Source organism: Pseudomonas glycinae (genome assembly GCF_001594225.2).
Lineage (GTDB): Bacteria > Pseudomonadota > Gammaproteobacteria > Pseudomonadales > Pseudomonadaceae > Aquipseudomonas > Aquipseudomonas glycinae.
Window position 1 is genome coordinate 2,859,349 of record NZ_CP014205.2, and the last position, 26,104, is coordinate 2,885,452.

General features: G+C 58.4%; 22 protein-coding genes. 4 read left to right on the forward strand and 18 right to left on the reverse strand.

Annotated features, from left to right (window positions below; all coding sequences use genetic code 11):
• Nucleotides 1-116: 116 nt before the first annotated feature.
• From AWU82_RS12930 to AWU82_RS12950, 5 genes are all read right to left on the reverse strand, one after another.
• A complete protein-coding gene (locus tag AWU82_RS12930; RefSeq protein ID WP_064380169.1) occupies nt 117-575 on the reverse strand; it encodes a hypothetical protein in 459 nt (152 codons plus the stop codon).
• 1,072 nt (nt 576-1,647) lie between these two features.
• A complete protein-coding gene (locus AWU82_RS12935) occupies nt 1,648-2,064 on the reverse strand; it encodes a hypothetical protein (protein WP_064380172.1) in 417 nt (138 codons plus the stop codon).
• A 111-nt stretch (nt 2,065-2,175) separates the two neighbouring features.
• A complete protein-coding gene (locus AWU82_RS12940; protein WP_064380175.1) occupies nt 2,176-2,598 on the reverse strand; it encodes a hypothetical protein in 423 nt (140 codons plus the stop codon).
• Nucleotides 2,599-2,977: 379 nt separating this feature from the next.
• Nucleotides 2,978-3,340, reverse strand: a complete 363-nt coding sequence (locus AWU82_RS12945; RefSeq protein WP_064380177.1) for a DUF6124 family protein — start codon at nt 3,338-3,340, stop codon at nt 2,978-2,980.
• 366 nt (nt 3,341-3,706) lie between these two features.
• Entirely contained in the window at nt 3,707-4,375 is a 669-nt protein-coding gene (locus AWU82_RS12950) for a polysaccharide lyase family 7 protein (protein WP_011336318.1), read from the reverse strand.
• Between the two features lie 351 nt (nt 4,376-4,726).
• Here AWU82_RS12950 and AWU82_RS12955 point away from each other — a divergent pair, with 351 nt between their 5' ends.
• Genes AWU82_RS12955 through AWU82_RS12965 form a run of 3 tightly spaced genes read left to right on the forward strand, consistent with a single transcriptional unit; the run spans nt 4,727 to nt 7,704 of the window.
• Nucleotides 4,727-6,850 carry a putative bifunctional diguanylate cyclase/phosphodiesterase gene (locus AWU82_RS12955; RefSeq protein WP_064380180.1) on the forward strand — a complete coding sequence of 708 codons (2,124 nt, stop codon included), beginning with the start codon at nt 4,727-4,729 and terminating at the stop codon, nt 6,848-6,850.
• A 41-nt stretch (nt 6,851-6,891) separates the two neighbouring features.
• Entirely contained in the window at nt 6,892-7,383 is a 492-nt protein-coding gene (locus tag AWU82_RS12960; protein WP_064380182.1) for a M48 metallopeptidase family protein, read from the forward strand.
• A 24-nt stretch (nt 7,384-7,407) separates the two neighbouring features.
• On the forward strand, nt 7,408-7,704 hold the full coding sequence (locus AWU82_RS12965; RefSeq protein WP_064380184.1) for a winged helix-turn-helix domain-containing protein: 297 nt from the start codon (nt 7,408-7,410) through the stop codon (nt 7,702-7,704).
• Between the two features lie 138 nt (nt 7,705-7,842).
• On the opposite strand, the gene AWU82_RS12970 is transcribed toward AWU82_RS12965, so the two are convergent.
• Nucleotides 7,843-8,295: a GNAT family N-acetyltransferase gene (locus AWU82_RS12970; protein ID WP_064380186.1), complete on the reverse strand. Its 453-nt coding sequence runs from the start codon at nt 8,293-8,295 to the stop codon at nt 7,843-7,845.
• A 256-nt stretch (nt 8,296-8,551) separates the two neighbouring features.
• Between AWU82_RS12970 and AWU82_RS12975 the strand changes: the two genes are divergently transcribed.
• The gene (locus AWU82_RS12975) at nt 8,552-9,289 is read left to right on the forward strand and encodes a substrate-binding periplasmic protein (RefSeq protein ID WP_064380188.1); all 738 of its coding nucleotides are present in this window, start codon (nt 8,552-8,554) and stop codon (nt 9,287-9,289) included.
• A gap of 146 nt (nt 9,290-9,435) precedes the next feature.
• On the opposite strand, the gene yccS is transcribed toward AWU82_RS12975, so the two are convergent.
• The 12 genes from yccS to betI form a co-directional block, all read right to left on the reverse strand.
• Complete coding sequence (gene yccS, locus AWU82_RS12980; protein ID WP_064380190.1) at nt 9,436-11,619, reverse strand: YccS family putative transporter; 2,184 nt, start codon at nt 11,617-11,619, stop codon at nt 9,436-9,438.
• A 268-nt stretch (nt 11,620-11,887) separates the two neighbouring features.
• The gene (locus tag AWU82_RS12985; RefSeq protein ID WP_064380191.1) at nt 11,888-13,066 is read right to left on the reverse strand and encodes a BaiN/RdsA family NAD(P)/FAD-dependent oxidoreductase; all 1,179 of its coding nucleotides are present in this window, start codon (nt 13,064-13,066) and stop codon (nt 11,888-11,890) included.
• A 167-nt stretch (nt 13,067-13,233) separates the two neighbouring features.
• Nucleotides 13,234-14,619, reverse strand: coding sequence for an ATP-dependent RNA helicase DbpA (dbpA, locus tag AWU82_RS12990; protein ID WP_007959732.1), 1,386 nt, complete (start codon nt 14,617-14,619; stop codon nt 13,234-13,236).
• Between the two features lie 121 nt (nt 14,620-14,740).
• A complete protein-coding gene (gene mdtD / locus AWU82_RS12995) occupies nt 14,741-16,168 on the reverse strand; it encodes a multidrug transporter subunit MdtD (protein WP_011336310.1) in 1,428 nt (475 codons plus the stop codon).
• Nucleotides 16,169-16,327: 159 nt separating this feature from the next.
• Nucleotides 16,328-17,665, reverse strand: a complete 1,338-nt coding sequence (locus AWU82_RS13000; protein ID WP_064380194.1) for a TldD/PmbA family protein — start codon at nt 17,663-17,665, stop codon at nt 16,328-16,330.
• Nucleotides 17,665-19,107: a TldD/PmbA family protein gene (locus AWU82_RS13005; RefSeq protein WP_064380197.1), complete on the reverse strand. Its 1,443-nt coding sequence runs from the start codon at nt 19,105-19,107 to the stop codon at nt 17,665-17,667. Before AWU82_RS13005 ends, AWU82_RS13000 begins: the two co-directional genes overlap by 1 nt.
• A gap of 218 nt (nt 19,108-19,325) precedes the next feature.
• Nucleotides 19,326-19,670 (reverse strand): AzlD domain-containing protein, encoded by a 345-nt coding sequence (locus AWU82_RS13010; RefSeq protein WP_064380199.1) that lies wholly within the window; start codon nt 19,668-19,670, stop codon nt 19,326-19,328.
• Complete coding sequence (locus AWU82_RS13015; protein WP_064380201.1) at nt 19,667-20,392, reverse strand: AzlC family ABC transporter permease; 726 nt, start codon at nt 20,390-20,392, stop codon at nt 19,667-19,669. The genes AWU82_RS13010 and AWU82_RS13015 overlap by 4 nt, the downstream gene beginning before the upstream one ends.
• A complete protein-coding gene (locus tag AWU82_RS13020; RefSeq protein ID WP_064380204.1) occupies nt 20,392-21,390 on the reverse strand; it encodes a hypothetical protein in 999 nt (332 codons plus the stop codon). Before AWU82_RS13020 ends, AWU82_RS13015 begins: the two co-directional genes overlap by 1 nt.
• A gap of 184 nt (nt 21,391-21,574) precedes the next feature.
• Nucleotides 21,575-23,278 (reverse strand): choline dehydrogenase, encoded by a 1,704-nt coding sequence (gene betA / locus AWU82_RS13025; protein ID WP_064380206.1) that lies wholly within the window; start codon nt 23,276-23,278, stop codon nt 21,575-21,577.
• Between the two features lie 180 nt (nt 23,279-23,458).
• Nucleotides 23,459-24,931 carry a betaine-aldehyde dehydrogenase gene (betB, locus tag AWU82_RS13030; RefSeq protein ID WP_064380209.1) on the reverse strand — a complete coding sequence of 491 codons (1,473 nt, stop codon included), beginning with the start codon at nt 24,929-24,931 and terminating at the stop codon, nt 23,459-23,461.
• Nucleotides 24,932-25,039: 108 nt separating this feature from the next.
• Complete coding sequence (gene betI / locus AWU82_RS13035) at nt 25,040-25,633, reverse strand: transcriptional regulator BetI (RefSeq protein ID WP_011336305.1); 594 nt, start codon at nt 25,631-25,633, stop codon at nt 25,040-25,042.
• Nucleotides 25,634-26,104 lie beyond the last annotated feature (471 nt).

A 26,104-nucleotide genomic window follows, 5' to 3' on the forward strand; every position in this document is an offset into this window, starting at 1 on the left:
CAGGGATTACATAAGTCCGTCCCCTTATCTAATGAAGAATGGAGGAGGGCGGACGGTAGTTGCCATGACGTTTACCTTCCATGCTGTTGGGATGTTTTTCTTAAGTTGATTTTTTATTACCTTGCAGCTAATAATAAATCAGATTCTTGCATTGATTGTGCGTGTGAAATAACATCATCAAGGTTAGCTGAAAAGCTTACTGATTCTATAGTTAATAATTCGTTCATGTCGTACCTGACAGTAAGTAAACGTTGGGGTGCTTGAGGTGGTTTTGGCGGGGCGTTCTCAACATCAACTAGGTCGTCCATTAAAGAATCTACGTTTTTATCGGTGCTCAATTTTCTGAACATGAGAGCTTTGAATTTTTCATCAAGGAGCACATATTCTATGCTTTCTAACTTCACGGTCCATGGGGTGTTTGTAGTTTTTAAAGTTAAATCTAAAGTTCCTAGTTCTTTGTCGATGGACTTGATTTTGCCTTCCATTAATTTACGTTTTTGGTCTTCTAATACTATCACGCAGATATTGCTGCCAGGGGTGAAAAAGATTTTTGGCTTGTTACCTGAGTCGTTCATTTTTTCAATCTCCTTGAAGGGTGTTGCATCAGATTGAATTCTTTTTTTGTTGATTGAAACTGTCAGAGTTGACAGTTTTTTATGATTTTTTGATCTGGGCTCTATTCAGTCCGGAAATATCTAACAGGATTGAATTGAGGGTGTTTCACATTTGTTGATAAAAGATGATTCAAACAACAAGTGAGGGTAAACCAAAGAACCCGCCATTGGCGGGTTCTTGGTTTCTCGCTTGCAGATCAGTGATTACATTCTTGGCAGGACATGATCCAGCGTCTGATTTACAGCCAGCTCCGCAATTATCACCACTAGCGATACCCAGTGCGGTTTTGCGGTGGTATGGCGGCAGTATCGCGGCGAAGTGTAATCTGAACGTTTATATCAGGTCACCAGGTAGGTTCTTGAGTTTGAAATGCCTACCTGCTGTCCTGATGAATTGCTGTGAATGCATCTCAAGTCATAGGTGCCTGGCTGCGTAATCAGTTGTTTAATTAGAAGTTCATACCAGTACTGGCTTCCCTTGTAATTGATATAAGAATTTAATAGTGGCAGATCCAGGGTCCGGGTGTGAATGACGGTGGAGCTAAATGTCTGGTCAATAAGTTAAAATGTCAATTTGTCGTTGATTCGCGTATAGAGGGGAAGTATATAAACTAGATTGTAGTAAAGTGGATTCGCGGATGGGGAATTATTTGGTTCTTGTAATATCGGTGAGGTCGCTGGGCGCGATCCTGGTGGTACTGGTGGGCCAGAAGCGATCGCTGTTGTCAGTAATGGTGCAGTCGGGAATGGAATGGCTGGAGGCTGTTCAGTGTAGGTTGTCATTTTGGAACATTCCTTTGTTGTTGAGGGGGCGCAATCAAGATGATATGCATCAAGCGTTTGGCCCGTGTGTAAAGGGATTGATGAGTTAATAGCCCAGTGAGTTCATCTAACTTCTGGAATTGCCCATTGGGTTTTCCATATCGTGTATAAGCGACGTTTTGGGAATCCTTAGGGTGTCTGGATATATTTGTCGATTACCATGAGCCAAAGCTGTATCGGGTCGGTTTCAGATCACTCAGCGCAATCCATATCATGGCTTTTGAAACTCTAACGTTCTCGGACTGATGATATAGACCCGGTTACCTGAGGTGATCGATCCATATAACCAAAACTTACCCACTCCCAGTTTTTCCATTTCTGCTTTCGTCACATATAGGCGCTGACGGGTATTATTGGTTACTACGATATTGTAGATAGAGATATAGGAGGGGATTCCCCTGTCACTTTCAATGTAAAAATCCAGCTGATCACCGCTTTGGCTTTTTGTTGCGTCATCCAACAGAATGCTAAATCCTTGGAATCTTTGAAAAGTGCCGTAGTTCTTGTTGTAGAGTGTGTAGGCAACATTCTTTGTGTCTTTATAGTCAAATCCGAGTATCGGTCCGGCTTTTATCGGTCCGTCAGAGTAGTAGATTTCCGGTGCCGGTGTTGTGATGAAAGTTTGCATGCTAGTAGCCTCCTGCTGGTTCGGAAGTTGTTTTTGGCAGGGGTCCTTAAAAAATACTAACTTCCTTTTTCTCTACATCAACCAAAGCTTTAAATCGTTGGGTTTGAACGATCAAGGGAGCTGCATGGTTGCGTTTTTCGTGGTGAAGATGTAATAAGTATCGTTGGGCTGGTCATACATGTTTCCGTAGAAATCCCAGAGTCCGGGACCAACTATCAACATTTCAACGGGTTTAACATAAAATACCACGGAGGTTGCATTGGCGGTCGTCACCGTGTAACTGTAAGTGTTGTTGGGGAGACCTGTTGTTACGTTGTCAATGTAGAGGGACAAAGCCCCTGCATCTGGTGTGTTGGGGGGGAGTTTCATGCTGATGCCGGATAGGCGCTGGTAAGGTCCATAAGGTAGTCCGTGAATTCGGTAGGCGGCATTATTCTGGTCTTTCATGTTAACCCCGAATGGTGAGTATAACGGGTGATTTTGGGAGTCGCTGTAAAAAAGTTTTACTTCTTGGAGTACGACGTACTTGGCCATGATGCTCTCTCTCTCTCTCGGTTAACAGAAAGTTGTTGGTTTGTGCGTCAACAGAGTGAGTTGTTTTCTGGATTTTTTTAACTGTCATATCTGACAGTTTTTTATATCGATTCTTTATTGCTTTAAAAGCGAATGGATATATGTTGATGCTGGTTATCTTTTGACGGCGTGAATTCTATTGAGATTGGCTGGTATACAAGCTGGGTGGCTCTGTTCGTGTGATGCTCAACGGGTCATTTAGCCATCGTCGGCTCAGTGCTTTTTTACGCGTGCCTCAGAAAGTGCCCCAATCAAGCTGGAGCATTTTTCTGAGGCTTATTCAAAAGAGTTGAATGGATTTACAGTGCAGAAGCGCTTGTTTCGCTTCACTCGGCTGGCATTACTCCTTTGGCTCTACGTGATCCAGCGCCTGATTCACTGCCAGTTCCCCCAGCATCACCAGTTGTGCAATGCCTATCGCGGTCTTGCGGTCGGCGGGGGTGAGGGAGGCGGCGAAGTTGTTGAGCATTTCGCTGGCGGAGCCGAGGGTTTCGCTGGCGTTGGCCAGCAGGGATTCGGTGTTGTAGGCGGGGTTGGCGAAGTACATGCGGTCGGGTTCGTTGACCGTGGCCATGATGCGGGCGCCGGGGCAGAGGTAATGGTCGAGGGCGCGTTCGGCGGCTTCGTTGAGTTTTTTGGGGTCGAGGGAATCGTAGGGGGAGGCCGGGTCTGCGACCGGTGGATGAGGCGTAGATTTAATCATTTGCTCGAAACCTGATTGGAGTGCCTCCGCTCTGGCTACTAATCAAAGTGGAGGCAACTGTACGCAGGTTAGTAGACCGGGGTTTCGAGCAAGCCGGCGCACCCGAAGGTGCCCTGCGCACAGTCGCCATCGAGTGCAGGAATCAAAAATTCCTGACTGACAGATGCTTGTGCACCAAGCTTGAAACCACGGGCTACTAAACCCGATCACTGCGAATCAGTGACCCGAATCAAGTTACCGATGGCCCTCCAGGCGCACAAGCCGGCGGATTCTGGCGTAGTGGTAGGCAGCGACGCAAGCCGTTGTAGGCTTCGGGACGTTACGCGCACTGCCTTTAAACAGCAGCCTTAAACGGTCGCGCGGCTGCTATTTATCGTGATCAATATCCAGCTTGCTGAACGTCACCTGCCCACCCTCACTGGTGTACCCGGTGTTGTCCTGCACATACACGCCAGCCTTGAAATACAGCGGTTTGTTGCGCCACGTCGCGCTGATCTGCGAATCCCACTGATACCCGGCCGCACTCACGCCCAGTGCACCGCCGGGGCTCAGGTGAATGAGGTAGTTGAATTCGCGATTGAGTTTGATCCCGGTGGCGAGGGTGATGACCCGGCTTTCGTCCTGATCCGGATGGGTGCGCAGCTTGATCACCAGGTTGCCGGTCTCGGTTTTTTCTTTGTATTGGTATTCAAGCTTAAGCATCGGCTTCTGGCTTTCATAGGCGTGGATCTGGCCGATGACGATCTTGCCGGAGCTGGGCACCTTGTTGACCGAAAGGGTCGCGCGCAGCAGGTTGTCGGCGTCGGGGTAATACCAGTTGCGCAGCGTTCCATTGCTGTAGGTCTCGCGCAGTTCGGTGCGCGGGTAGATGGCGTTTTCGGTTTTCGAACCGGTCACCGGGGACCAGAAGAACAGGGTGCCGGTGTCGGAATGGAAGTACTGATCCTTGAAGCCGTTCACCAGTTTGGAGGTTTCGACGGTGTAGGGCGGGCTGCCAACGGGAACGCTGAGGTTCCAGGTTGCGAGGTCGATCATGTCGGTTCTTCCACTCTGTTTCTCTTGCACGCGCGTGCCAGAAGCTCTAGCCCGCGCCTCTTGGGGGCGGCCTTTATAAGCGTAGAGGGATTTTTTGTTAACGGCCGTCTGGCGGATGATTGGCGTCAACATCCTGTCGAAATGCCACCTTTCCCGGAATTCGGGCCTTGCAGCCGTGACCGTTAGTCGGCTGATGACCGGTTTGGTTAAATGATGGCTGGATGACAGCTATTGCTTTTACAGATCCCGGACTAGAGTGAAGGCTCAGTGACTGTACGGTTTTCACGAGGAACCGCCCGGAACGCTGATCCGAGATGCCCCGACACGAGATGTCCCGACAAGAGAAGCAGCATGGAATGCGCGCAACCCCAGCCAGGTGAAGGCAGCTCAGTCCTTTTGATCGTTGATGACTACCCTGAAAATCTGATCAGCATGCGCGCATTGCTGCAGCGCCAGGACTGGCAGGTGATTACCGCGGCTTCCGGTTTTGAAGCCCTCAGCCTGCTGCTCGAACACGACGTTGATCTGGTGCTGCTGGATGTGCAGATGCCGGGTATGGACGGCTTCGAAGTCGCGCGCCTGATGCGCGGCAGTCAGCGCACGCGCCTGACCCCCATTATTTTCCTCACCGCCAACGAGCAGTCCCAGGACGCCGTGATCAAGGGTTATGCCAGCGGTGCGGTGGATTATCTGTTCAAACCGTTCGATCCGCAGATTCTCAAGCCAAAAGTCCAGGCGCTGCTCGAACACCAGCGCAATCGTCGGGCCTTGCAGCGCTTGAGCCAGGATCTGGAATCGGCGCGGGCCTTCAATGCTTCGGTGCTGGACAACGCTGCCGAAGGCATTCTGGTGTTGGGCGAGGATGGCTTGATTCGCTTCGCCAACCCGGCGATTTCCCGGCTGCTCAATGCGCCGGTGAAGGAACTGGAAGGGCAGGAGTTTCTCGATTTCCTGCAGAAACCGCACATTCCGCTGTGGGCCGATTCCGAGTTTTATGCCAGTTACAAACGTGGCGAGACGTTGCGCTTACACGACGCGTTGCTGCGTACCGCGCCGGGCCAGCAAGTGCCGGTGGCCTTGTCCTGCGCGCCGCTGCCGAGTGAACAGCACGCGATGGTGGTGACGGTGCTGGACATGTCGGTGGTGCGCCATCTGCATCAGCAGCTGGAATTTCAGGCGGTCACCGATCCGCTGACCGGGCTGCTCAATCGCCGGGGTTTCTACCAGACTGTGGAAAACCTGCTGCTGCGCGGTGAGCGCACGGACAGCAGTTGGGTGTTGATGTACCTCGATCTCGACGGCTTCAAAAGGGTCAACGATTCCCTCGGCCATGATGCCGGGGACCGAGTGTTGCGCTGGGTCTCCGAACAATTGAAAGCCTGCCTGCGACCGTTCGACATTCTGGCGCGGATGGGCGGCGATGAATTCACCGCGCTGCTGGATCTGGAATTCCCCGAGCAAGCGGCGAAGATTGCCGAGAAACTCATTGAGCGGGTGTCGATCTGTCAGCAGATCGAAGGTCTCGATATTGCCCTGGGCGCGAGCATCGGCATCGCCACTTACCCCGATTGCGGCAACAACCTCGACGGTTTGCTGCGTGCCTCGGACATTGCCATGTACGAGGCCAAGCGTGCCGGGCGTCAGCAATATCGCTTCTACGATCATGAAATGAATGGCCGTGCGCGGTCGCGGCTGATGCTGGAAGAGAGTGTGCGCAACGCCATCGAGAATCGCGATTTCAATCTGGTGTATCAGCCGCAGGTGGCGATTGGTGATGGTCGCGTTCGTGGTTTCGAGGCGTTGCTGCGCTGGCAGCACCCGAGCGTCGGCGACGTGCCGCCGGGGTTGTTCCTGCCGTTGCTGGAAGAGGCGACGCTGATCAGCCGCCTCGGCAGCTGGATCTATCATCGCAGCGCCGGGCAGCGTAAGGCGTGGGAGGCCGAATTTTCCAAGGAACTGGTGATCGGTGTGAGCCTGAGCAACACCCAGTTCGGCCTGCCGAATCTGGTCACCGAATTGCGCCAGGTGCTGGAGCGCCATGGTTTGCAGCCGCACCAGATGGAAGTGGAAGTGACTGAAGAGGCGCTGACGATCAACCCGGACGAGACCCGCAAGCAGTTGAAGCTGCTGCGCAATCTCGGGGTGCGGGTGGCGCTGGACGATTTCGGTTCCGGGGCCTGCTCGCTGGCGCATTTGCGCGATCTGGAACTGGACACTCTAAAGCTCGATCGCCACCTGATCGCCCGATTGCCGGACTCGTCCCGTGATGCTTCGCTGGTGCGCACGGTCATCAATCTGTGCAAGGAATACGGCTTGCTGGTGATTGCCGAAGGCGTGGAAACCGTTGAGCAATACCGGTGGCTGCAAGCTCATGGTTGTGAGTACGTACAAGGCTTTCTGGTGGCGCGGCCGTTGGTCGCCGAGGACACCGCACGCTTTACCGAGCCGTTCGACTGGAGCGCGTTGGCCGGTTGAATTCGCTACACTGGCGGCCTTTTCATGACCCGTGCCGCCCCATGACTGCGTTGAAATACCTCCAGGCCTATCCCGCGAATCTGCAGGATCAGGTGCGCCAATTGATCGCTGACAACCGCCTCGGTGATTACCTGAGCCAACGCTATCCGGGCCGCCACGATGTGCAGAGCGACAAGGCGTTGTACGGCTACGCGCTGGACTTGAAGCAGGAATACCTGCGCAACGCCCCGGCCATCGACAAGGTGCTGTTCGACAACCGCCTCGACCTGACCCATCGTGCCCTCGGCCTGCACACCACGGTGTCGCGGGTGCAGGGCGGCAAGCTCAAGGCCAAGAAAGAGATTCGTATCGCCTCGCTGTTCAAGGAGGCCGCGCCTGAGTTTCTGAAGATGATCGTCGTGCATGAACTGGCGCACTTCAAGGAGTCGGATCACAACAAGGCGTTCTATAAGTTATGTGAGCACATGCTGCCGGGCTACCACCAGGTCGAGTTCGACCTGCGGGTGTATCTGACCTGGCGAGACATGCAATAAAAGATCAAACAGCGGAGCGCATGCATGGACGTAAGCAAGACCAAGAGCAGTTTCTACCGGCGCTTGTACGTGGCGTACCTGATCGACAGCGGCCTGGCCAGCAGTGTGCCGGCGCTGACCGAGGTCACCGGCATGCCCCGGCGCACGGCGCAGGACACCATTGCGGCGCTGGCGGATCTGGATATTGTCTGCGAGTTCGAACAGGAAGAGGGCGCGCGCAATCATGCGGGGCGCTATCGGATTCGTGATTGGGGGGCGATTGATCGGGGGTGGATCGAGCGGAATTTGCGGCAGATAAAAGCTGTTCTCGAGTATCCCTGAGTCCTGTGTTGACAGGGCTGGCGCCATCGCTGGCAAGCCAGCTCCCACAGGGATCTTCAGTGAACACAGTCATTGTGAGCGACAGATAAACCTGTGGGAGCTGGCTTGTCGGGCCGCCGCATCGCAGCGATGAGGGTTTCAGGAACGCCGCATCCCGATGTGCGGAATGTCATCCTCCAGATATTCCTCACCCGCCACGACAAACCCGTACCGCCCGTAATACCCCTGCAAATGCGCCTGGGCCGACAGATAGATTGGCACTTCAGGCCAACGCCTCTGCGCCTGTTTCAGCGCCTGTTCCATCATTTCATGCCCCAGTCCTTTGCCACGCCCGGCCGGCGCCGTCAGCACGCGGCCGATCACCACGTCGCCGCCCTGGGATTCCGGGTCCAGCAGGCGCAGGTATGCCACCAGCTGATCACCGTCCCAGCCCATCAAATGGCAGGTGTCACCGTCCAGATCCTGACCGTCCGGATCCAGGTACGCGCAGCGCTGTTCGACCACGAACACTTCCGAGCGCAATTTCAAAATGGCATACAGCTGCTCCAGTCCCAGATCGCTGTGATGTTTGCAGACCCACTCGATTGTCATCTTCCGATTCCTTGAACTACGTCGCCCGATACTAAGCGCCGCGTCGAAATATGTCTGTATGGCTGAGAAATCTGTGACAAAGGCCAAAATGCCATCATTCCAATATCGCGGCCCGCCGTACTTTGTGTAATCTGCTGGGAAGCGCTGTGCGATGGCTTCAATGAGCTAATGTTAGGGCCTGGGATTCGCCGGTAAGGGGCCTTGGGGTTTTGACTGAAAACACGCCGGGCGGCCCGCCCGCTAAGGATTTTCAAGCATGCCGCGATTGCATCGAGCCTTTGCTTTGATCGGATTGCTGTTGCTGGGTCAAAGCGCGGCAGCGGAGAAATTGCGTCTGGTGTTCGACGTCTGGCCGCCCTTTACCGATGACACACTGGTCAACGGTGGGCTGGCGACCGACATCGTCAGCACGGCCCTGGCCCGTGCCGGTTATGCCAGCGGTTATGAGCAGGTGCCGTGGGCGCGGGCGTTGATGGGGGTTGGCGAAGGACGTTACGACGTGCTGGTCAACGCCTGGTACAACGACGAGCGCACGAAGCTGGGCCAGTTTTCCGCCGAGTACCTGCTCAATCGCGTGCGCTTCCTCAAGCGCAAGGACGCACCCATCGAATACAACAACCTGCAGGAGCTGCACACCTATCCGATTGCGGTGGTGCGCGGCTATGCCTATTCGGCGCCGTTCGATGCTGACACCGCGTTGCAGAAAGTCCCTGTGCATAACTTTGCCATGGCCGTGCGCATGCTTGCGGCGGATCGGGTCAAGCTGACCCTGGAAGACGAATACGTCGCCCGCTATTACCTGGCCCGGGAATCACCGAAAGTGCGCAACGCGGTGGAGTTTCTGCCCAAGCCGCTGAGCGAGAACAGCCTGCACATCCTGGTCAGCCTGAAGAACCCGCAGCACGAACAGATCGTGGCCGGGTTCGACAAGGCGATTGCGTCGATGAAGGCCGATGGCAGCTATGACAAGCTGCTCAGGCAGCACGGGATGTAAGGGGCTGATCCAGAATTTGCGGTGTGATTGATTGCCTCATCGCTGGCAAGCCAGCTCCCACAGGTACAGCGGTAGTCCACATATTTTGTGTACCACACCGACACTGTGGGAGCGGGCTTGCCCGCGAAGAGGCCTGTCCGGCCAACTCAATTCTCGGCGGTGTCCTTGATCAGATGCGCCGCCAGCGTGCGCAATGGGCCGAGCTGGCGGCAGATCAGCGCCAGTTGCGTCTGCACCAGCCGCTGGCCTTCGTCGATTTCGTCCGGCATCTGCTCCAGCTCATTGGCCAGCGCTTCTTCCTCATCGCTTTGAATCGCTATCGGCTGTTTGCTCGCCAGACCCTGGGCGATCTCATCGATGCTCGCCGCCAGACTCACCCCGGCGCCGTCGATCAGGTGTTCGCGCACCTCGGCCGGCAACTGGGTTTCGCGGTGTGCGCCAAGGCCTGACAGATAGCTGAGCAAGGTGTGCGACAGCACCAGGAAGCGGAAGCCCACGTCGGCTTCCTTCCGGAAATGCCCCGGCTCCATCAGCATGTTCGCCAGCGTGGTCGACAGTGCCGCGTCGGCGTTGTGCGCGTTGCGCCGGGCCAGGCGATAAGCGAGGTCGTCGCTCTTGCCGGCGGCGTATTGCTGCATGATCTGGCGCAGGTAAATGCTGTTACAGGTGAGGGTGTTGGCCAGCACCTTATTCAGGCGCCGACCCTGCCAGTCCGGCAGGAACAGGAACACCGCGAGCCCGGCGATCAGGCTGCCGAGCAAGGTATCGAACAACCGCGGCACAAACAGACCATAACCATCGCCGACCTGGTTGAAGCAGAACAGCACCATGATCGTGATCGCGGCAGTGGCCACGGTGTAGCGGGTGGTGCGGTTGGTAAAGAACACCACGCCGGCGGCGATGGCGAAGCACGACTGCACCAGCGGATTCGGGAACAGATCGAACAGCGCCCAGGCAATCGTCAGACCGATCGCCGTGCCGAAAATCCGCTGACCGAGTTTGCGCCGGGTGGCGCCGTAGTTCGGCTGGCAGACGAACAGTGTCGTGAGGATGATCCAGTAACCCTGCGACGGGTGAATCAAATGCACCATGCCGTAGCCGATGCTCAACGCCAGCGGCAAGCGCAGGGCGTGACGGAACAGCAGCGAGGTTGGCGTCAGCTGCGTGCGCAAGCGAATCCACACGTCCTTGAAGTTGCGCGGCGAGCGGTCGAGCAGGCTGCTGTCGGTGGCATCGGCCAAGGCGTCGGGGTTGCTGGCGTCGCTGAGCAAGCGGTCGAGGGTGCCGAGGTTGGCCGCCAGTGCGCGCAATGAACGCAGCAGCCCGCGCCAGGCCGGGTTGCTTTGGATGCGCAGGTGTTCGAGGGAGGCGTGCAGGTCGCTCAGGGCTTCGGCGAAACTCGCGTCGTAGATGAATGGCTGGCGCATCTGGATCGATTCGGCCAATGCACGGCAGACCTTGCCTTGCTGGCGCAACAGCCGCTGGCAGCGGAACAAGACATCGCTGTGGAAAAACGCATCGGCCAAGGCGTTGTAGGGGTAGTGGGAAGAGCTGGCGCGTTCGTGGATGTCTTGCGCCAGGAAGTACAGCTTCAGGTAACGGCTGACTTTCGAGCCAGGACGACCGTTGCCGACCCGGTGCAGGATGATTTCCTTGGCGCTGTTCAGGGCTGCGACGACCCGACCATTCTGCTGGGCCAGCTCTAGTCGCCGCGCCTCCACGTCCAGCTGACGGATCGGCTCGAACAGCGAAGATTTCAGCTTCAGGTAATAGCCCAGTTCGCGGAACAACCGCGCCAGACTCTGCTGCACCGGCTGATTGGAAAACATCGCCTGCCACAGCACCGACAGCAGGCCGTACCACGCGGCGCCGGCCACCAGCAGCATCGGCTCGTGCCAGAAATCCGTGACCGCGCCGCCGCGCTGATCCACGCCGATCATGGTGTAGACGGAAAGAATCAGGGTCGCCGAAGCAATCGCACCATAACGCTCGCCGAGCGCCCCAAGCATGGTCAGGCCGAAACTGGCCAATGCCAAAGCGATGACGAACACGATGGGGTAGGGGAACAGCAATTCCACGGACAGCGCCGCAACGCTGAAACACACCAGTGTCACCGCCAGTGCGTTGAGGCGGCCCTGCCAACTGTCGTCGGTCTCGGCCAGGGCGCTGGCGATAATCCCGAGGAATAACGGGATCAGCAGCCCCATTTCATCCTGATACCAGCACAGCGCCATGCTGCCGGTCAGGGCGATGAACACCCGCACGCTGTAGCTGAATTTATCCAGCGCCCACAGGCGCCGCAAAGACTGACGAAACGAGGTCGAGGACATGAAGTGCGAAGGCCTTCCGAGGCGATGCCGCTAAATTGAGCCAGTAATGACGCCGACGCAATGGCGCCGATCACATCTGACAGCAAAAAGTGTTCCTTTGGGTCGTTGTGTCGAACTCAATTTCCAGGTTGGAAAAGAAACTGTGGGAGCTGGCTTGCCAGCGATGAGGCCGGCAGCTCCAACATCACTGTTGAATGTCAGCCCGCTATCGCTGGCAAGTCGAATCGTCGCACCGCAGCTCCCACAGGTTTTTGTATTTAGTGTCGGGTCAGACGTACTGCGCGGCAGCGTAGCCAGAGGCCCATGCCCACTGGAAGTTGAATCCGCCCAGATGCCCGGTGACATCCAGCACTTCGCCGACAAAGTACAGGCCCGGGCTTTTCAGCGATTCCATGGTCTTGGACGAAACTTCGCGGGTGTCGACGCCACCCAGCGTCACTTCGGCAGTGCGGTAGCCTTCGGTGCCGGCCGGGACGACTTTCCAGCTGCCCAGCTTCTCGGCGATGTCCGCCAGTTCGGCATGGGTGTACTGCTTCATCGGTTTGGAGACGAACCAGTTGTCCGCCAGCAGGTTGGCCATTTTCTTGGTGAAGATTTCGCCGAGCAGCGTTTTCAGTTCGCTGTTCGGGCGTTCGGCAGTCTGCTGTTGCAGCCAGCTTGCGGCGTCGTGATCGGGCAGCAAGTTGATCTCGACCGTGTCGCCCGGCTCCCAGAACGAGGAAATCTGCAGAATCGCCGGACCACTGAGGCCACGGTGAGTGAACAGGATGTTCTCGCGAAAGCTCTGGTCGTTGCAGCTGACCAGACAATCCACCGAGGTGCCGGACAGTTCGGTGCACAAATCCTTGAGCTGATCGGTGATGGTGAACGGCACCAGACCGGCGCGGGTCGGCAGCAGGTCGTGGCCGAACTGTTTGGCGACCTGATAACCGAAACCGGTGGCGCCCAACGTCGGGATCGACAGGCCACCGGTGGCGATCACCAGCGACTGGCACTGGATCTGGCCGAGGGTGGTGTCGAGCAGGTAACCGCCCTCGACCTTCTCGATGGTCTGGATCGAGGTGTCGAGGTGCAGGTTGACGCCGACCTGATCGCACTCGTCCAGCAGCATGCCGAGGATGTCGCTGGATTTGTTATCGCAGAACAGTTGGCCGAGCTTCTTCTCGTGATACGGCACGCCGTGCTTGGCGACCATGCCGATGAAATCCCACTGGGTGTAGCGGGCCAGTGCGGATTTGCAGAAGTGCGCGTTCTGCGAGAGGAAATTGCTCGGTTCGGTGTACATGTTGGTGAAGTTGCAGCGCCCACCGCCGGACATCAGGATTTTCTTGCCGGCCTTGTTCGCGTGGTCGAGCAGCAACACCTGACGCCCACGCCCGGCGGCGGTCAGTGCACACATCAACCCTGCGGCGCCAGCGCCAATGATCACGACTTCGGTAGAGCGCAAAACGGTGTCCTCACACAATGACCACGCAGATCGTTCCCACGCTCTGCGTGGGAATGCATCCTGTGACGCTCCGCGTCACGATTTAAAAGCGGACGCAGAGCGTCCATGGCGGCATTCCCACGCGGACGGTTCGACGCCTCGACGTGGGAACGATCATTTAAGCGTTCTTACAAAACCCGGACGCGCAGCGAACGGCCCTTGATCTTGCCGTTGTTCAAACGCTGCAGCGCCTGCATGACCACGGTGCGCTCGACGGCCACATAGGACTGGAAGTCAAAGATCGCGATCTTGCCGACCTGGGCGCCCGGGATGCCGGCTTCGCCGGTCAGTGCGCCGAGAATGTCGCCCGGACGGACTTTGTCCTTACGCCCGCCAGCGATGCACAGCGTGCTCATCGGCGGTTGCAGCGGGGCACCGCCCTGGGACTTGAGGTTGTCCACCTGATCCCAGTTCAGCGGGGTCTTCTGCAGTTGTTCGATGGCTTGCGCGCGGTGCGCTTCGGACGGCGCCACCAGGCTGACCGCGATGCCTTTCTCGCCGGCACGACCGGTACGGCCGACGCGGTGAATGTGGATTTCCGAGTCGCGGGCCAGTTCGACGTTGATCACCATGTCCAGCGCGTCGATGTCCAAACCACGGGCGGCAACGTCGGTGGCAACCAGTACCGAAGTACTGCGGTTGGCGAACATCGCCAACACCTGATCGCGGTCACGCTGTTCCAGATCGCCGTGCAGGCCGACGGCGGAAATGCCTTTGGAGGTCAGGTGATCGACGGTTTCCTGAACCTGCTGCTTGGTGAAGCAGAAGGCCACGGTGGAGGCTGGGCGGAAGTGATGCAGAACCTTGGTCACCGCGCTCATGCGCTCTTCCGGGGAAATCTCGTAGAAGCGCTGCTCGATCTGCGTGTCGTCGTGGAACGCTTCGGCCTTGACCGTTTGCGGATCGCGCATGAACTTCGACGCCAGTTGCTTGATGCCCACCGGGTAGGTGGCCGAGAACAGCAGGGTCTGACGGCGGGCCGGGGTCTGTTCGATGATGTCTTCGATGGCGTCGTAGAAGCCCATGTCGAGCATGCGGTCGGCTTCGTCGAGGATCAGCGTGTTGAGGCCGTCGAGGACCAGCGAACCCTTGCGCAGGTGCTGCTGGATGCGCCCCGGCGTGCCGACGATGATGTGCGCGCCGTGCTCCAGCGAGCCGATCTGCGGGCCGAAGGACACGCCGCCGCACAGGGTCAGGACCTTGATGTTGTCTTCGGCGCGGGCCAGGCGACGGATTTCCTTGGCGACTTGGTCGGCCAGTTCGCGGGTCGGGCAAATTACCAGCGCCTGGCAACCGAAGTAGCGCGGATTGATCGGGTTCAGCAGGCCGATGCCGAACGCGGCGGTCTTGCCGCTGCCGGTCTTGGCCTGGGCGATCAGGTCCATCCCCTTGAGGATCACCGGCAAGCTCTGCGCCTGGATCGGCGTCATCTGGGCATAACCGAGGGAGTCGAGGTTAGCCAGCATGGCGGCGGACAGCGGCAAAGTATTAAAAGCGGTGGCGATGGTGGTCACGGGACTGGCCTGCAAAACAAAATGTCGCGCAGTGTAGCAGCCTCTGGCCACTTTCCTCGAAAGTTCTGGACGAACGCAAAGCCTGTGACGAGGGCCGGTTCCCTCGCCACGCAGACCCCGGTCAATGCTCGATATGTTCTTCCCGGCGTTTGGCGCGCCTTCCGTCCTCTTTCGACAGCTGCGAGAAAATCGTCGCCGCCAGCATCGCCATGATCCCCACGGTCACGAACGTGAGCTGAAATGCGCCCAACACGGTCTCAACGCCGTCGTTGCCGACTTCCGCCGTAAAGCCGCCAAGCAGCGCACCGGCGCACGCCACACCGAGGCTCAGCGACAACTGCGCCACCACCGACAGCAGGCTGTTGCCGCTGCTGGCGCTGGCGTCGTCGAGATCGATCAGGGTCACGGTGTTCATCGCGGTGAATTGCAGCGAGTTGATCGCCCCGAGAACCGCCAGCAGGCACAGCAGCAGCCAGTACGGCGTCTGCTCGCTGACCAGACCCATGCTCGCCAGCATGATTCCCAGAAGCAGGGTGTTGCCGGTCAGCACGATGCGATAGCCCAAGCGCTCGATCAGTGGCCGCGCGCCCCACTTGGCAACCATCGCCGCAGCCGCCAACGGCAGCATGCTCATCCCGGCCTGGGACGGCGAGTAACCCAGCGCCACTTGCAACAGCAACGGCACCAGAAACGGCAGGGCGCCGCTGCCCAGACGGGCGAACAGGTTGCCGAGAATGCCGACCGCGAAGGTGCGGGTCTTGAACAGCGACGGCGCGAACAGCGGGTTTTCAATGTGCCCGGCGCGCAGCCAGTACGCCGCCAGACATGCCATGCCGCCGAACAGCAACAGCATCACCCGCAGGTGCGGCAGGTGCAGTTCGCCGAGGCCTTCCATGGCGATGGTGATCAGCACCATCGCCGCGCCGAACAGCAGGAACCCCAGGCTATCGAAACGCGTACGCTCGGTGCCGCGCAGGTCGGGGATGAATTTCCACACCGCGTAGCAACCGATGACGCCGACCGGCAGGTTGATCAGGAAGATCCAGTGCCACGTCAGGTATTCGACCATCCAGCCGCCCATGGTCGGACCGATCAGCGGGCCGAGCAGGCCGGGAATGGTGATGAAGCCCATGATCCGCACCAGTTCCGAACGCGGGTAGGCGCGCAGCACCACCAGGCGTCCGACCGGCAGCATCAGCGCACCGCCGAGGCCCTGGATCACCCGCGCGCCGATCAGCATGCTCAGGCTGCTCGACAAGGCGCAGAGCAGCGAGCCGAGGCTGAACAGCAGGATCGCGCCGAAGAAGATTTTCTTGGTGCCGAAGCGGTCGGCGATCCAGCCCGAGGCCGGAATCAGCAGGGCCACGGTGAGCATGTAGGCGATGATCACGCCCTGCATGCGCAGCGGGTCCTCGGCCAGATCCCTGGCCATGGCCGGCAGGGCGGTGTTGAGGATGGTCCCGTCGAGGGACTGCATGAAGAAAGCGATGGCGACGACCCATGGCAACCAGCGGGCGGTGATGGCGTCGAGAGGCGGGCGGTTGGGCATGGAACCTCTTGTGGGTTGTTGGATGATCGTTCCCACGTCGAGGCGTCGAACCGTCCGCGTGGGAATGCCGCCATGGACGCTCTGCGTCCGCTGTAAAGTGACGCGGAGCGTCACGGGATGCATTCCCACGCAGAGCGTGGGAACGATCAGGTCCGGGATTTACAGGGTCAGGGTCAATCGGCTCACCAGCGCCCCCGGCAACAGCGCCGACGAGGTATTGCGCTGGCTGTAGGTGCTCGCCGACAGCAGCAGCTCGCGCTCGGCGGTCAACGCTTCCAGCTGCGAACCCAGCAGGCTGTAGGCGCTGTCGTCGAAACGCATGGTGCTGACCGGCGCCTGAATCTCGCCGTTCTCGACCCAGAAGGTGGCAAACCGGGTCATCCCGGTCAGGCGCGCCGCCGGTTGATCGGAGAAGTTCAGGTACCACAGGTTGCTGATATACAGCCCGGTGCCCAACTGCTTGAGGATCTCGGCCTGGGGTAGGTCACCTGCGCCCATGTTCAGCGCGCTCGGCGATTCGCCACCGCCGGCGCCGTTGGCCGTCAGACCGTACTCGGCGGCACTGCGCGAACCGACCAACTGATCACCTGCCTTGCCTTCGATGATCAGCCGCAGATCGCTGCGCGGGTAACCTTCGCCGGAAAACGCCGGGCTCAGCGAGTCGCTGACTTTCTCGTCGAGGGACACCAGCGGGCTGAACGCCTGATCGCCGGCATACAGCTTCTGCAACGGGCTGCTCTTGCTGGCAATCGACTGCGCCGAGAAACCACCCCAGCACAACATGCCCATGATTTCTTCCAGGGCTGCGGGCGCCAGATAGGCGCGGTATTGGCCGGGCGGCAGGGTGCGCAGCGGTCGACCGAGAAACTCGAGTTGTTCGCGGGCCTGCTGGATGCGTCTGGCGAAGTCTTCGCTGTTCCAGTCATGCCCGGCGTAGCTGGCTTTCACCGCTTCACCGTTCTCATGGAACAGACTGAAATCGAAGTTGAAGCTGTTGGCCTGATGCCAGCCGAAAGCGCCGGAAGAGCTGGCAAAACCACGGCTGATCGGCCCTGCGGCATAGAAGCCGACCAGATCCAGGCCTTCGGCCGCCTGGGCGATTTCCGCCACCACCTGCTCGGTGTCCGGCAGCGGATGCTCCTGCACATTCTGGCTCTGCCAGCCGTTGTGGTTGAGCAACAGGTACGGATCCTGCGGCAGCAGCGGCAGGGTTTCGCGCAGTTGTTGCAAACCTTCGGCGAGGCGTTGCAGGTCGGTGGCCTGCTCACCGGACAGGGTAATGTGCAGGTCGGCATGGCGACCGTCGTCGATCAGTTTCAGACCGATACCGGCTTGCTGCACTTGCCCGGCCTGACGCACCCTGGCGTGGTTGAAGCGGACGAAGGCCGACGATTCGGCGTCGTAACTCAGGGTGAACTGTTCCGGCTCGCGCACGGCATCGCGCAGCCAGTTGACCAGCACCTTGAACGCCTCGGACGGGTTCTTGGAAATACTCATCAGGCGTCTCCCCCAAACACATCTACATTACTGAACACGCAGGCCGGCGAAGCGTGGCCGACGCGGATCACCTGGTTAGGTTCGCCCTTGCCGCAGTTCGGCGTGCCCAGCACCTTTGTGGTGCCGGCGTTGCCGACGGCGCGCAGGCTCTTCCAGAAGTGCGCGGAAATGCCCCGGTAGTTTGGATTTTTCACTACACCCTTGAGTTCGCCGTTTTCGATCAACTGGCCCCATTCGCAGCCGAACTGGAATTTGTTGCGTGCATCGTCGATCGACCAGGAACGGTTGGTGCTCATCAGAATGCCGTTTTCGATGCCGCCGATCAGTTGCTCCAGCGGCTGGTTGCCCGGCTCGATGTTGAGGTTGGCCATGCGGTCGATCGGTGGACGGTTCCAGCCGCAGGCGCGGCTGTTGGCGACGCCGTCCAGGCCCGCGCGAAATTGCGACAAGGCACCGCCCAATGGACGGACCAACAGGCCTTCGCGAATCAGGAATTGCTTGCTGGCGGCGGTGCCTTCGTCGTCATGGCCGTAGCTGGCGAGTTCTTCCGGGATGCCCGGATCGAACGTCACGTTGAGCAGTTTCGAGCCGTATTGCAGGCTGCCGAAATCCGCGGCTTTGACGAAACTGGTGCCGGCGTAATTGCGCTCGTCGCCGAGGATGCGGTCGAGCTCCAGCGGGTGGCCGATGGATTCGTGGATCTGCAGCATCATCTGGTCGGGCATCAGCAGCAGGTCGCGCGGGCCTTGTGGCGTATTCGGCGCGAGCAGCAGTTGCAGCGCCTGATCGGCGACTTGCGGGCCGGCACCGATCAGGCCGCAACGGCTGATCACATCGGCGCCGCCCTGCTGGCCGAAGTTCTCGCGACCGAGGCTGCGGGTCTGGCTGTCGTTGCCGTCGTAGGCGGTGACGCTCAGGCCCGGATAGACGAAACGCTGGGCCTGGCGCAATTCGGCGCCGGCGCTGCTCAGGTAGATCTGTTCGACGTGGGTGATGCCGATGCTCACTTCCCAGTTCACCAGGCGCTCATCCTTTGGCACCGAGGCGGATTCCGCGCCGAGCAGCTCGAAGCATTCGCTCAGGGACGGGAAGGGTTGTTCGAGATTGGGTGAAAAGTAGTCGGCGCGGTCGCTGGACACCGGCTGCTTGCTCAAGTCGAGCAGAGCGTGCGGTTTGATCCGCCGGGCCTGTTGTTCGGCACGCTCGAGGGCGGCTTGCAGGCCTTGTTGCGACAGGTCATTGGTCGCGGCGTAGGCTTCGACGCCGTTGACCCGGACGGTGAGCATCGCGCCTTCGTCGCGGCTCAGGCTCGGCGGTTCGGCAACGTTCTTGCGCACCGACAGGTACTGGCCGGATTCGCGTACATACCGCAGGGAAAAAAACTCGGCGCCCGTGCGCAAGGCAGCAAAGCGCTGCTTGAGCTGGGGGTGGAAATCGAACATCAGGGAACCTCCTTGTCATGGGAGCAGCGGCAAAGCGAATTCGGCGGGGAGGGGGAACGATTGGGCGAGGACTAGAGTAGGCCTGCGTGGGGGGGAGTATCAAGCGTAGCGCCTGAGAGGGAAATACATTCTGTGAGTGACCGTCATCGCCGTCAGGCGAAAGGGGCGTACTTGAGCAAGCGTGTCCAAGGGCCCCTGGTCGGCTCTGCGGTAAAACTTCAGTTATTCAAATAGACGAATGCGAGTACGTAAATCAGCAGGCTGGCAAAGAAACCTGGCAGAATTTTTCGGGTTCTGGCCACGACGACAAATGTTCCGACTAACAGCAGCAGTTTCAGCGCATCCAGAATCTGAAACTGTTGCATCAGACTCGGGCCATCAAGCCTGGCAAATGCCGTGTCATAAATGATCACTCCCAACATCGCTTGGGCGCTGTAACTGACGAAGCGGTAAAAAGAACCTTCGGTGCGCGTCAACGCCGTGGTGTTTTTGAAAGCAAACGGTAATGCACGAAATGCAAAAGCCGTGATTGCGGCAAAGCCGATCAGCATCCAGAGAGTCATTGCGAAGCCGTTCCTTGGCGAGTACGGGTGTTTTCAATCATTACGAGCATGCCGCCGATCACAAAGGGCGTAATCAGCAAGTTGTAGTCCTTGAAGAGCAACACCAGCAAAGGGGCACCGATGAAACCCAGCCAGTAGCTGGAGACCTCCATGTAGTGCGGCCAGTGCTTGCCGGCCAGCGCAGTGAACTGAAGTGGCAAGAGCATCGTCATGGCGGCTGCAACGGTCGGTGACGCAAAATCTGCGCCGGCGATAAAGCCGACGTAAGTGCAGATGATCGACAAGGCGAAGATGGGTGCGCCTACGCCAACAAAATACGCGAACGGGAAACTCGTCTTGTGCTTGAAGCGCGTTATGCATGCCGTGAAGATCGAGGGTGTCAGCAGTATCAATGACGCGAGAGTCTTACGCGTCGACGTCTGCTTGAGGTGCGGTGCCAACGTCGCTGAAAGCAAAACAAATCGGGCGTTGAGTGCCAGAATAATCGGGATCAGCAACCATCCGTCGTTGTAGTTTTGTATGAGTAGAAACTGTAACGGTGTCGAAAAAATCAACAGGGTCGTTGCCATCGTCTGACTCAATGTCAGCGCTTGAGCAGCGCCCACCATTCCGATGGATAAATACAGAAAAATGAACGCGATGCCGAAGGTGATAGCGTCGCGCCCTCCCGCCTTGAGCGTTTGCGCGAAGGTGGAGTCGGATGAAGACTGGCAGCCGTTCATCAAGCCGCTCCTCGGACTGCGTGCTTTTCGTCCAGCGAGTAATACTGCTTGCGAGGCCCTTTGCTGCGAAACAACAAGCGCGGCGTAGTGGTCAACGTCGAAGTTGCGGCTTGCAAGCGAACCTCATCGGCGCTGATATTCAGAGTGGGGCGAGCATGCAATATCTTGTTATTGGCAACGATCAGGAATGTGCCGGTCTGCGCCGTGGAGACATTGCACTTGGCAGTGGGCAGCCCTGCGCGGATTTTGTCCAACACCTCTTGACCGCCGTTGAGCGCACGCATTCGCTCGCCGCTGTGAATGTCGATACGGAAATCAAGTGAAAACCGGTAGCCATACAGTTCACTGTATTCAACGACATTTCGAACGCGCTCTTTTGAGCCTTTGACGTTTTTACCTGAAACGAAAATCGCCTGCATGCCAAGTAAGGTTTGAATTTCTTCATCATCAAGTGATAGCAGCAAGTCGGCTGGAAAATAATAGGCGGTCGGCGTGCGAGTAGTGTCCCGGCACACCGTGAGTGCAAGATAGTCAACGTCCAGGCTTTCATACAAGTCATCTGAGTGCGGGGTGATGTCCCCGTAACCATTACCCCATTCCCGATACTTTTCAGCGGAGGGTTTCATGTACAGCGCTTTATGGTCTTCGTATTCGTACTTGATATCAGTCAAGTGGAACAGGTCGGCCAGCGCCTCATGGACGGTGAGGGCCAGTGCGGGGCAGTCGATGCTGAAAATATTTCTGATGCACACCGCGGCAATGCCTTTGTTGGTGCCGACCTGGTCAAAGTAGAGGGTGTCTTCCGGGTGGAGATAATTAATGAATAAATTTGTAAGTTGTATTTTTAGGGTGTGCAGGTTTTGACCCTTGTTCTTTTTCCACCACGACTCGATAACGCCGCTTAAATAGCTGAAGTCCAAAGTGATGGTTTTTTCTTTGGATAATGCATGCCGAAAGAAGCTGGCGGACATATTCTCATTTGCGTAGTTGAATGGCATTGTTCTTCCTTGGTTTGTACTTTGGAGGCGCGCATTCTAGTGTGTTTGATCGAGAGGTAAAGTTGGTAAGTATTGCGAGTTTTGTTCGGCTGAAGTTGCACTTTTAAATAGTAGGGAGGGTTAAATAAAAAACCGCCAGCCTCTGAAAGAGGTGGCGGTTTTTAGTGGCGGTGCCAGTAGGTTGTCAGTGAGCGGCAGGCGTTACATCACGCATCGCCTTGCCTTTCACCGGCGCATCGCCAGCGACATAGTACGGTGCGTTGCTGCGCGGCAACGGCTGGCGGCCACGGATCTTGTCGGCGATTTTCTCGGCGATCATGATCGTCGGCGCGTTCAGGTTGCCGGTGGTGATGATCGGCATGATCGAAGCATCGACCACACGCAGACCCTGCATGCCATGCACGCGGCCTTCGCCATCCACTACTGCCATTTCGTCGGTGCCCATCTTGCACGAGCAGGACGGGTGGAACGCGGTTTCGGCGTGCTCGCGGATGAACTTGTCCAGCTGCTCATCGGTTTGCACTTCGATGCCCGGGCTGATTTCGCGGCCACGGAAGGCGTCCAGTGCAGGCTGTTGCATGATTTCACGGGTCAGGCGGATGCCGTCGCGGAACTCCTGCCAGTCCTGCTCGGTGGCCATGTAGTTGAACAGGATGCTCGGGTGCTGACGCGGATCCTTGGATTTGACCTGGACGCGACCGCGGCTTGGCGAACGCATGGAACCCATATGCGCCTGGAAACCGTGCTCTTTCACACCGTTGCTGCCGTTGTAGTTAATCGCCACCGGCAGGAAGTGATACTGGATGTTCGGCCACTCGAATTCCGGACGGGTACGGATGAAACCACCGGCTTCGAACTGGTTGCTGGCGCCGATGCCGGTGCCGTTGAACAGCCACTCGGCACCGATGGCCGGCTGGTTGTACCAGAGCAGCGACGGGTACAGCGAGACCGGTTGGGTGCAAGCGTATTGCAGGTACAGCTCGAGGTGATCCTGCAGGTTTTCACCGACGCCCGGCAGATCGTGAACCACCGGAATGTCGAGGCTTTCCAGCAGTTTCGCCGGGCCGACGCCGGAGCGTTGCAGCAGTTGCGGCGAAGCGATCGCGCCGGAGCAGACGATGACTTCCTTGCGGGCGCGGGCTTCAACACGTTCTTCAGCGGCACCGACCAGGTAACGCACGCCAACGGCACGCTTGCCTTCGAACAGAACCTTGTCAGTCAGGGCGTGAGTGACGATGGTCAGGGTCGAACGCTTCTTGGCCACGTCCAGGTAACCACGGGCGGTGGAAGCACGGCGGCCGTTCGGCGTCACGGTGCGGTCCATCGGGCCGAAGCCTTCCTGCTGGTAGCCGTTCAAGTCTTCGGTACGCGGGTAACCGGCCTGCACGCCAGCTTCAACCATGGCGTGGAACAGCGGGTTGTTGCCCGCTTTCGGAGTGGTCACGCTGACCGGACCGTCGCCGCCGTGGTAGTCGTTCGGGCCGATGTCGCGGGTTTCCGCTTTGCGGAAATACGGCAGGCAATCGAGGTAGGACCAGTCTTCCAGGCCTGGCAGTTTCGCCCAGCCGTCGTAGTCCATCGCGTTGCCACGGATGTAGCACATGCCGTTGATCAGCGAGGAGCCGCCAAGGCCCTTGCCGCGACCGCATTCCATCCGGCGACCGTCCATGTGTGGCTCCGGATCGGTTTCGTACGCCCAGTTGTAGCGACGGCCTTGCAGTGGGAATGCCAGGGCTGCCGGCATCTGCGTGCGGAAATCGAGACGGTAGTCCGGGCCGCCGGCTTCGAGCAGCAGGACGGTGACGCCTTCGTCTTCAGTCAGACGGGTCGCCAGGGTGTTACCGGCAGAGCCGGCACCGACGATGATGTAATCGAATTCTTGGGACATTGAATGCACCCTCTTTAGATGTGGTCAGATCGGGCCTCGGCGAGTGCTATGCACTCGAATCGCTGGCAAGCCAGCTCCCACAGGGATTGGGAGTTGCCACGGATTTGATGGACGACCCCAAACCTGTGGGAGCGGGCTTGCCCGCGAAGAGGCCCTCGCAGGCAATACGAGACTCGGGTCTTAGAACACCGAGACGTAATCGCCCAGCTCGACCTGTACCGATTTGATGCGAGTGAAGTTGTTCAGCGAGCTGATGCCGTTCTCACGGCCCACGCCCGACTGCTTGTAACCGCCAACCGGCATTTTTGCGTCGGACTCGCCCCAGGCGTTGATCCAGCAGATACCGGCTTCCAGCTGATGAATCACGCGGTGGGCGCGGTTCAGGTCGCGGGTGACGATACCGGCGGCCAGGCCGAAGTCGGTGTCGTTGGCGCGGCGGATCACTTCTTCTTCGGTTTCGTAGCTCAGGATCGCCATCACCGGGCCGAAGATTTCTTCACGGACGATAGTCATGTCGTCGGTGCAGTCGGTGAACACGGTTGGAGCCACGAACGCGCCTTTGGCGAATTCGCCGTCGGTCAGACGCTCGCCACCGCACAGAACGCGGGCGCCTTCTTCTTTACCCTTGGCGATGTAGCCCAGCACGCTTTCCATGTGCGGGAAGCTGACCAGCGGGCCGAAGTTGGTGTTTTCGTCTTCCGGGTTGCCAACGCGGATGCGGGCAACGCGCTCGACGATCTTGGCTTCGAAAGCGGCTTTCAGGTGGCTCGGCACGAACACGCGAGTGCCGTTGGTGCAGACCTGACCGGAGCTGTAGAAGTTGGCCATCATGGCGGTGTCGGCGGCGCGATCCAGGTCGGCGTCGTCGCAGATGATCAGCGGGGACTTGCCGCCCAGTTCCATGGTCACGTCTTTGAGCGACGAAGCCGAAGCGCTGGCCATGACCTTCTTGCCTGTGTCGGTGCCGCCGGTGAAGGAGATCTTCTCGATGCGCGGGTGCTCGGTCAGCCAGGTGCCGACTTCACGGCCGCTGCCGGTCAGTACGTTGAACACGCCGTTCGGAACGCCGGCTTCGGTGTAGATTTCGGCCAGTTTCAGGGTGGTCAGCGAGGTGACTTCGCTTGGCTTGAAGATCATCGCGTTACCGGCCGCCAGGGCTGGAGCGGATTTCCACAGGGCGATCTGAATCGGGTAGTTCCACGCGCCGATACCGGCGACGACGCCCAGCGGCTCGCGACGGGTGTAGACGAAGGAAGTGTCACGCAGCGGGATCTGCTCGCCTTCGATGGCGGGTACCAGGCCTGCGTAGTATTCCAGTACGTCGGCGCCGGTGACGATGTCGACGTATTTGGTTTCGGAGAAGGCTTTACCGGTGTCCAGGGTTTCCAGGGCAGCCAGTTCATCGTTGCGCTCGCGCAGGATGTCGACGGCGCGACGCAGGATGCGCGAACGCTCCATGGCGGTCATCGCGGCCCAGATTTTCTGGCCCTTTTCGGCGCTGACCACAGCGCGCTCGACGTCTTCCTTGGTCGCGCGTTGCACCAGTGCGAGGACTTCACCGTTAGCCGGGTTGATGGCTTCGAAGGTGGCATCGCTGCCGGCGTCGGAGTACGCGCCATCGATGTAGAGTTTTTGCAGTTCGAAACGGGCCATAGTGTCCTCGCAAGTGCATTAGTGGTTGGCGTTGGTCACCGGGTGAGCCATGTAGCTGTGGCATCGCTGGTCGGTGACAGTTCAGGGGCCGAGCGTTTTTTCTGTGCTCTAGCTCACCTGCTTGGCCAATTGGAAATCCATGTATTCGTAAGCGATCTGTTGCGCCTGCGCAGTGTCGAAAGCGTCTCCCGACAGCGCGCCGCGCAACCACAAACCGTCGATCAGAGCTGCCAGTCCACGGGCGGCGGTGCGCGCATCTTCGAGCGGCAACACACGGCGGAACTCGCAGCACAGGTTGGAATACAGACGGTGATCGTTGATCCGCTGCAACCTGTGCAAAGACGGCTGGTGCATGCTGGTGGCCCAGAAGGCCAGCCAGGTTTTCATTGCCGGGCCATTGACCTGGCTGGCGTCGAAGTTGCCTTCGATGATCACCTGCAGATGCGCCCGGGGGCTGCTGTCTGCCAGCGCCTGACGGCGCGCGGTGACGTTCTCGCTGAGGACGCTCATCAGATACCGCATCGTGGCGGCAATCAGGCCGTTCTTGTCCTGAAAATAGTGACTGATGATGCCATTCGAGACACCGGCCAAACGGGCGATCAGCGCAATGCTGGCGTCCCCCATTCCGACCTGATCAACCGCCTGCAAAGTGGCTTCGATCAGTTGTTGGCGGCGGATGGGTTGCATACCGACCTTGGGCATCTTGCACATCTCCTTAGGCCTTCCGACGGACGACAAACGCCGATCGGATTGAGGGCCAGTCTATTTTGTTTTGATTGAACGTTCAATCAACAAAGAATAAGATCTGCGACAAATCGTCGCTGCCTACAGAATTTTCTTACGTGTAAGTGGCGATAAAACCGACATCCGAAAATGCTCGAAACCTGCGCGGGGCAAGGCGCGGTTCGACGTTCGATGGACGTGTTGAATGGGCAAGACGCTCAAGGCCAGGTTTCGGATGAACGTCCAAGCCTCGGCCACGACGGCGATTCGCGGTGCCAACTCTGCAGGTTCGGGCTTTTTTCGGGGTGTCTTTATATCACCCGCCGGTCGGCTGCCAACTAACCGATTGGTCGGGTTCCGTGTTGCCTTGTGTTCTTCTCTCGCACTGCCTGGAGCATTTGTGCCATGAGTTCTGCCTCGCTAATAAAGACCCCGCCCGAGAAGGTGACG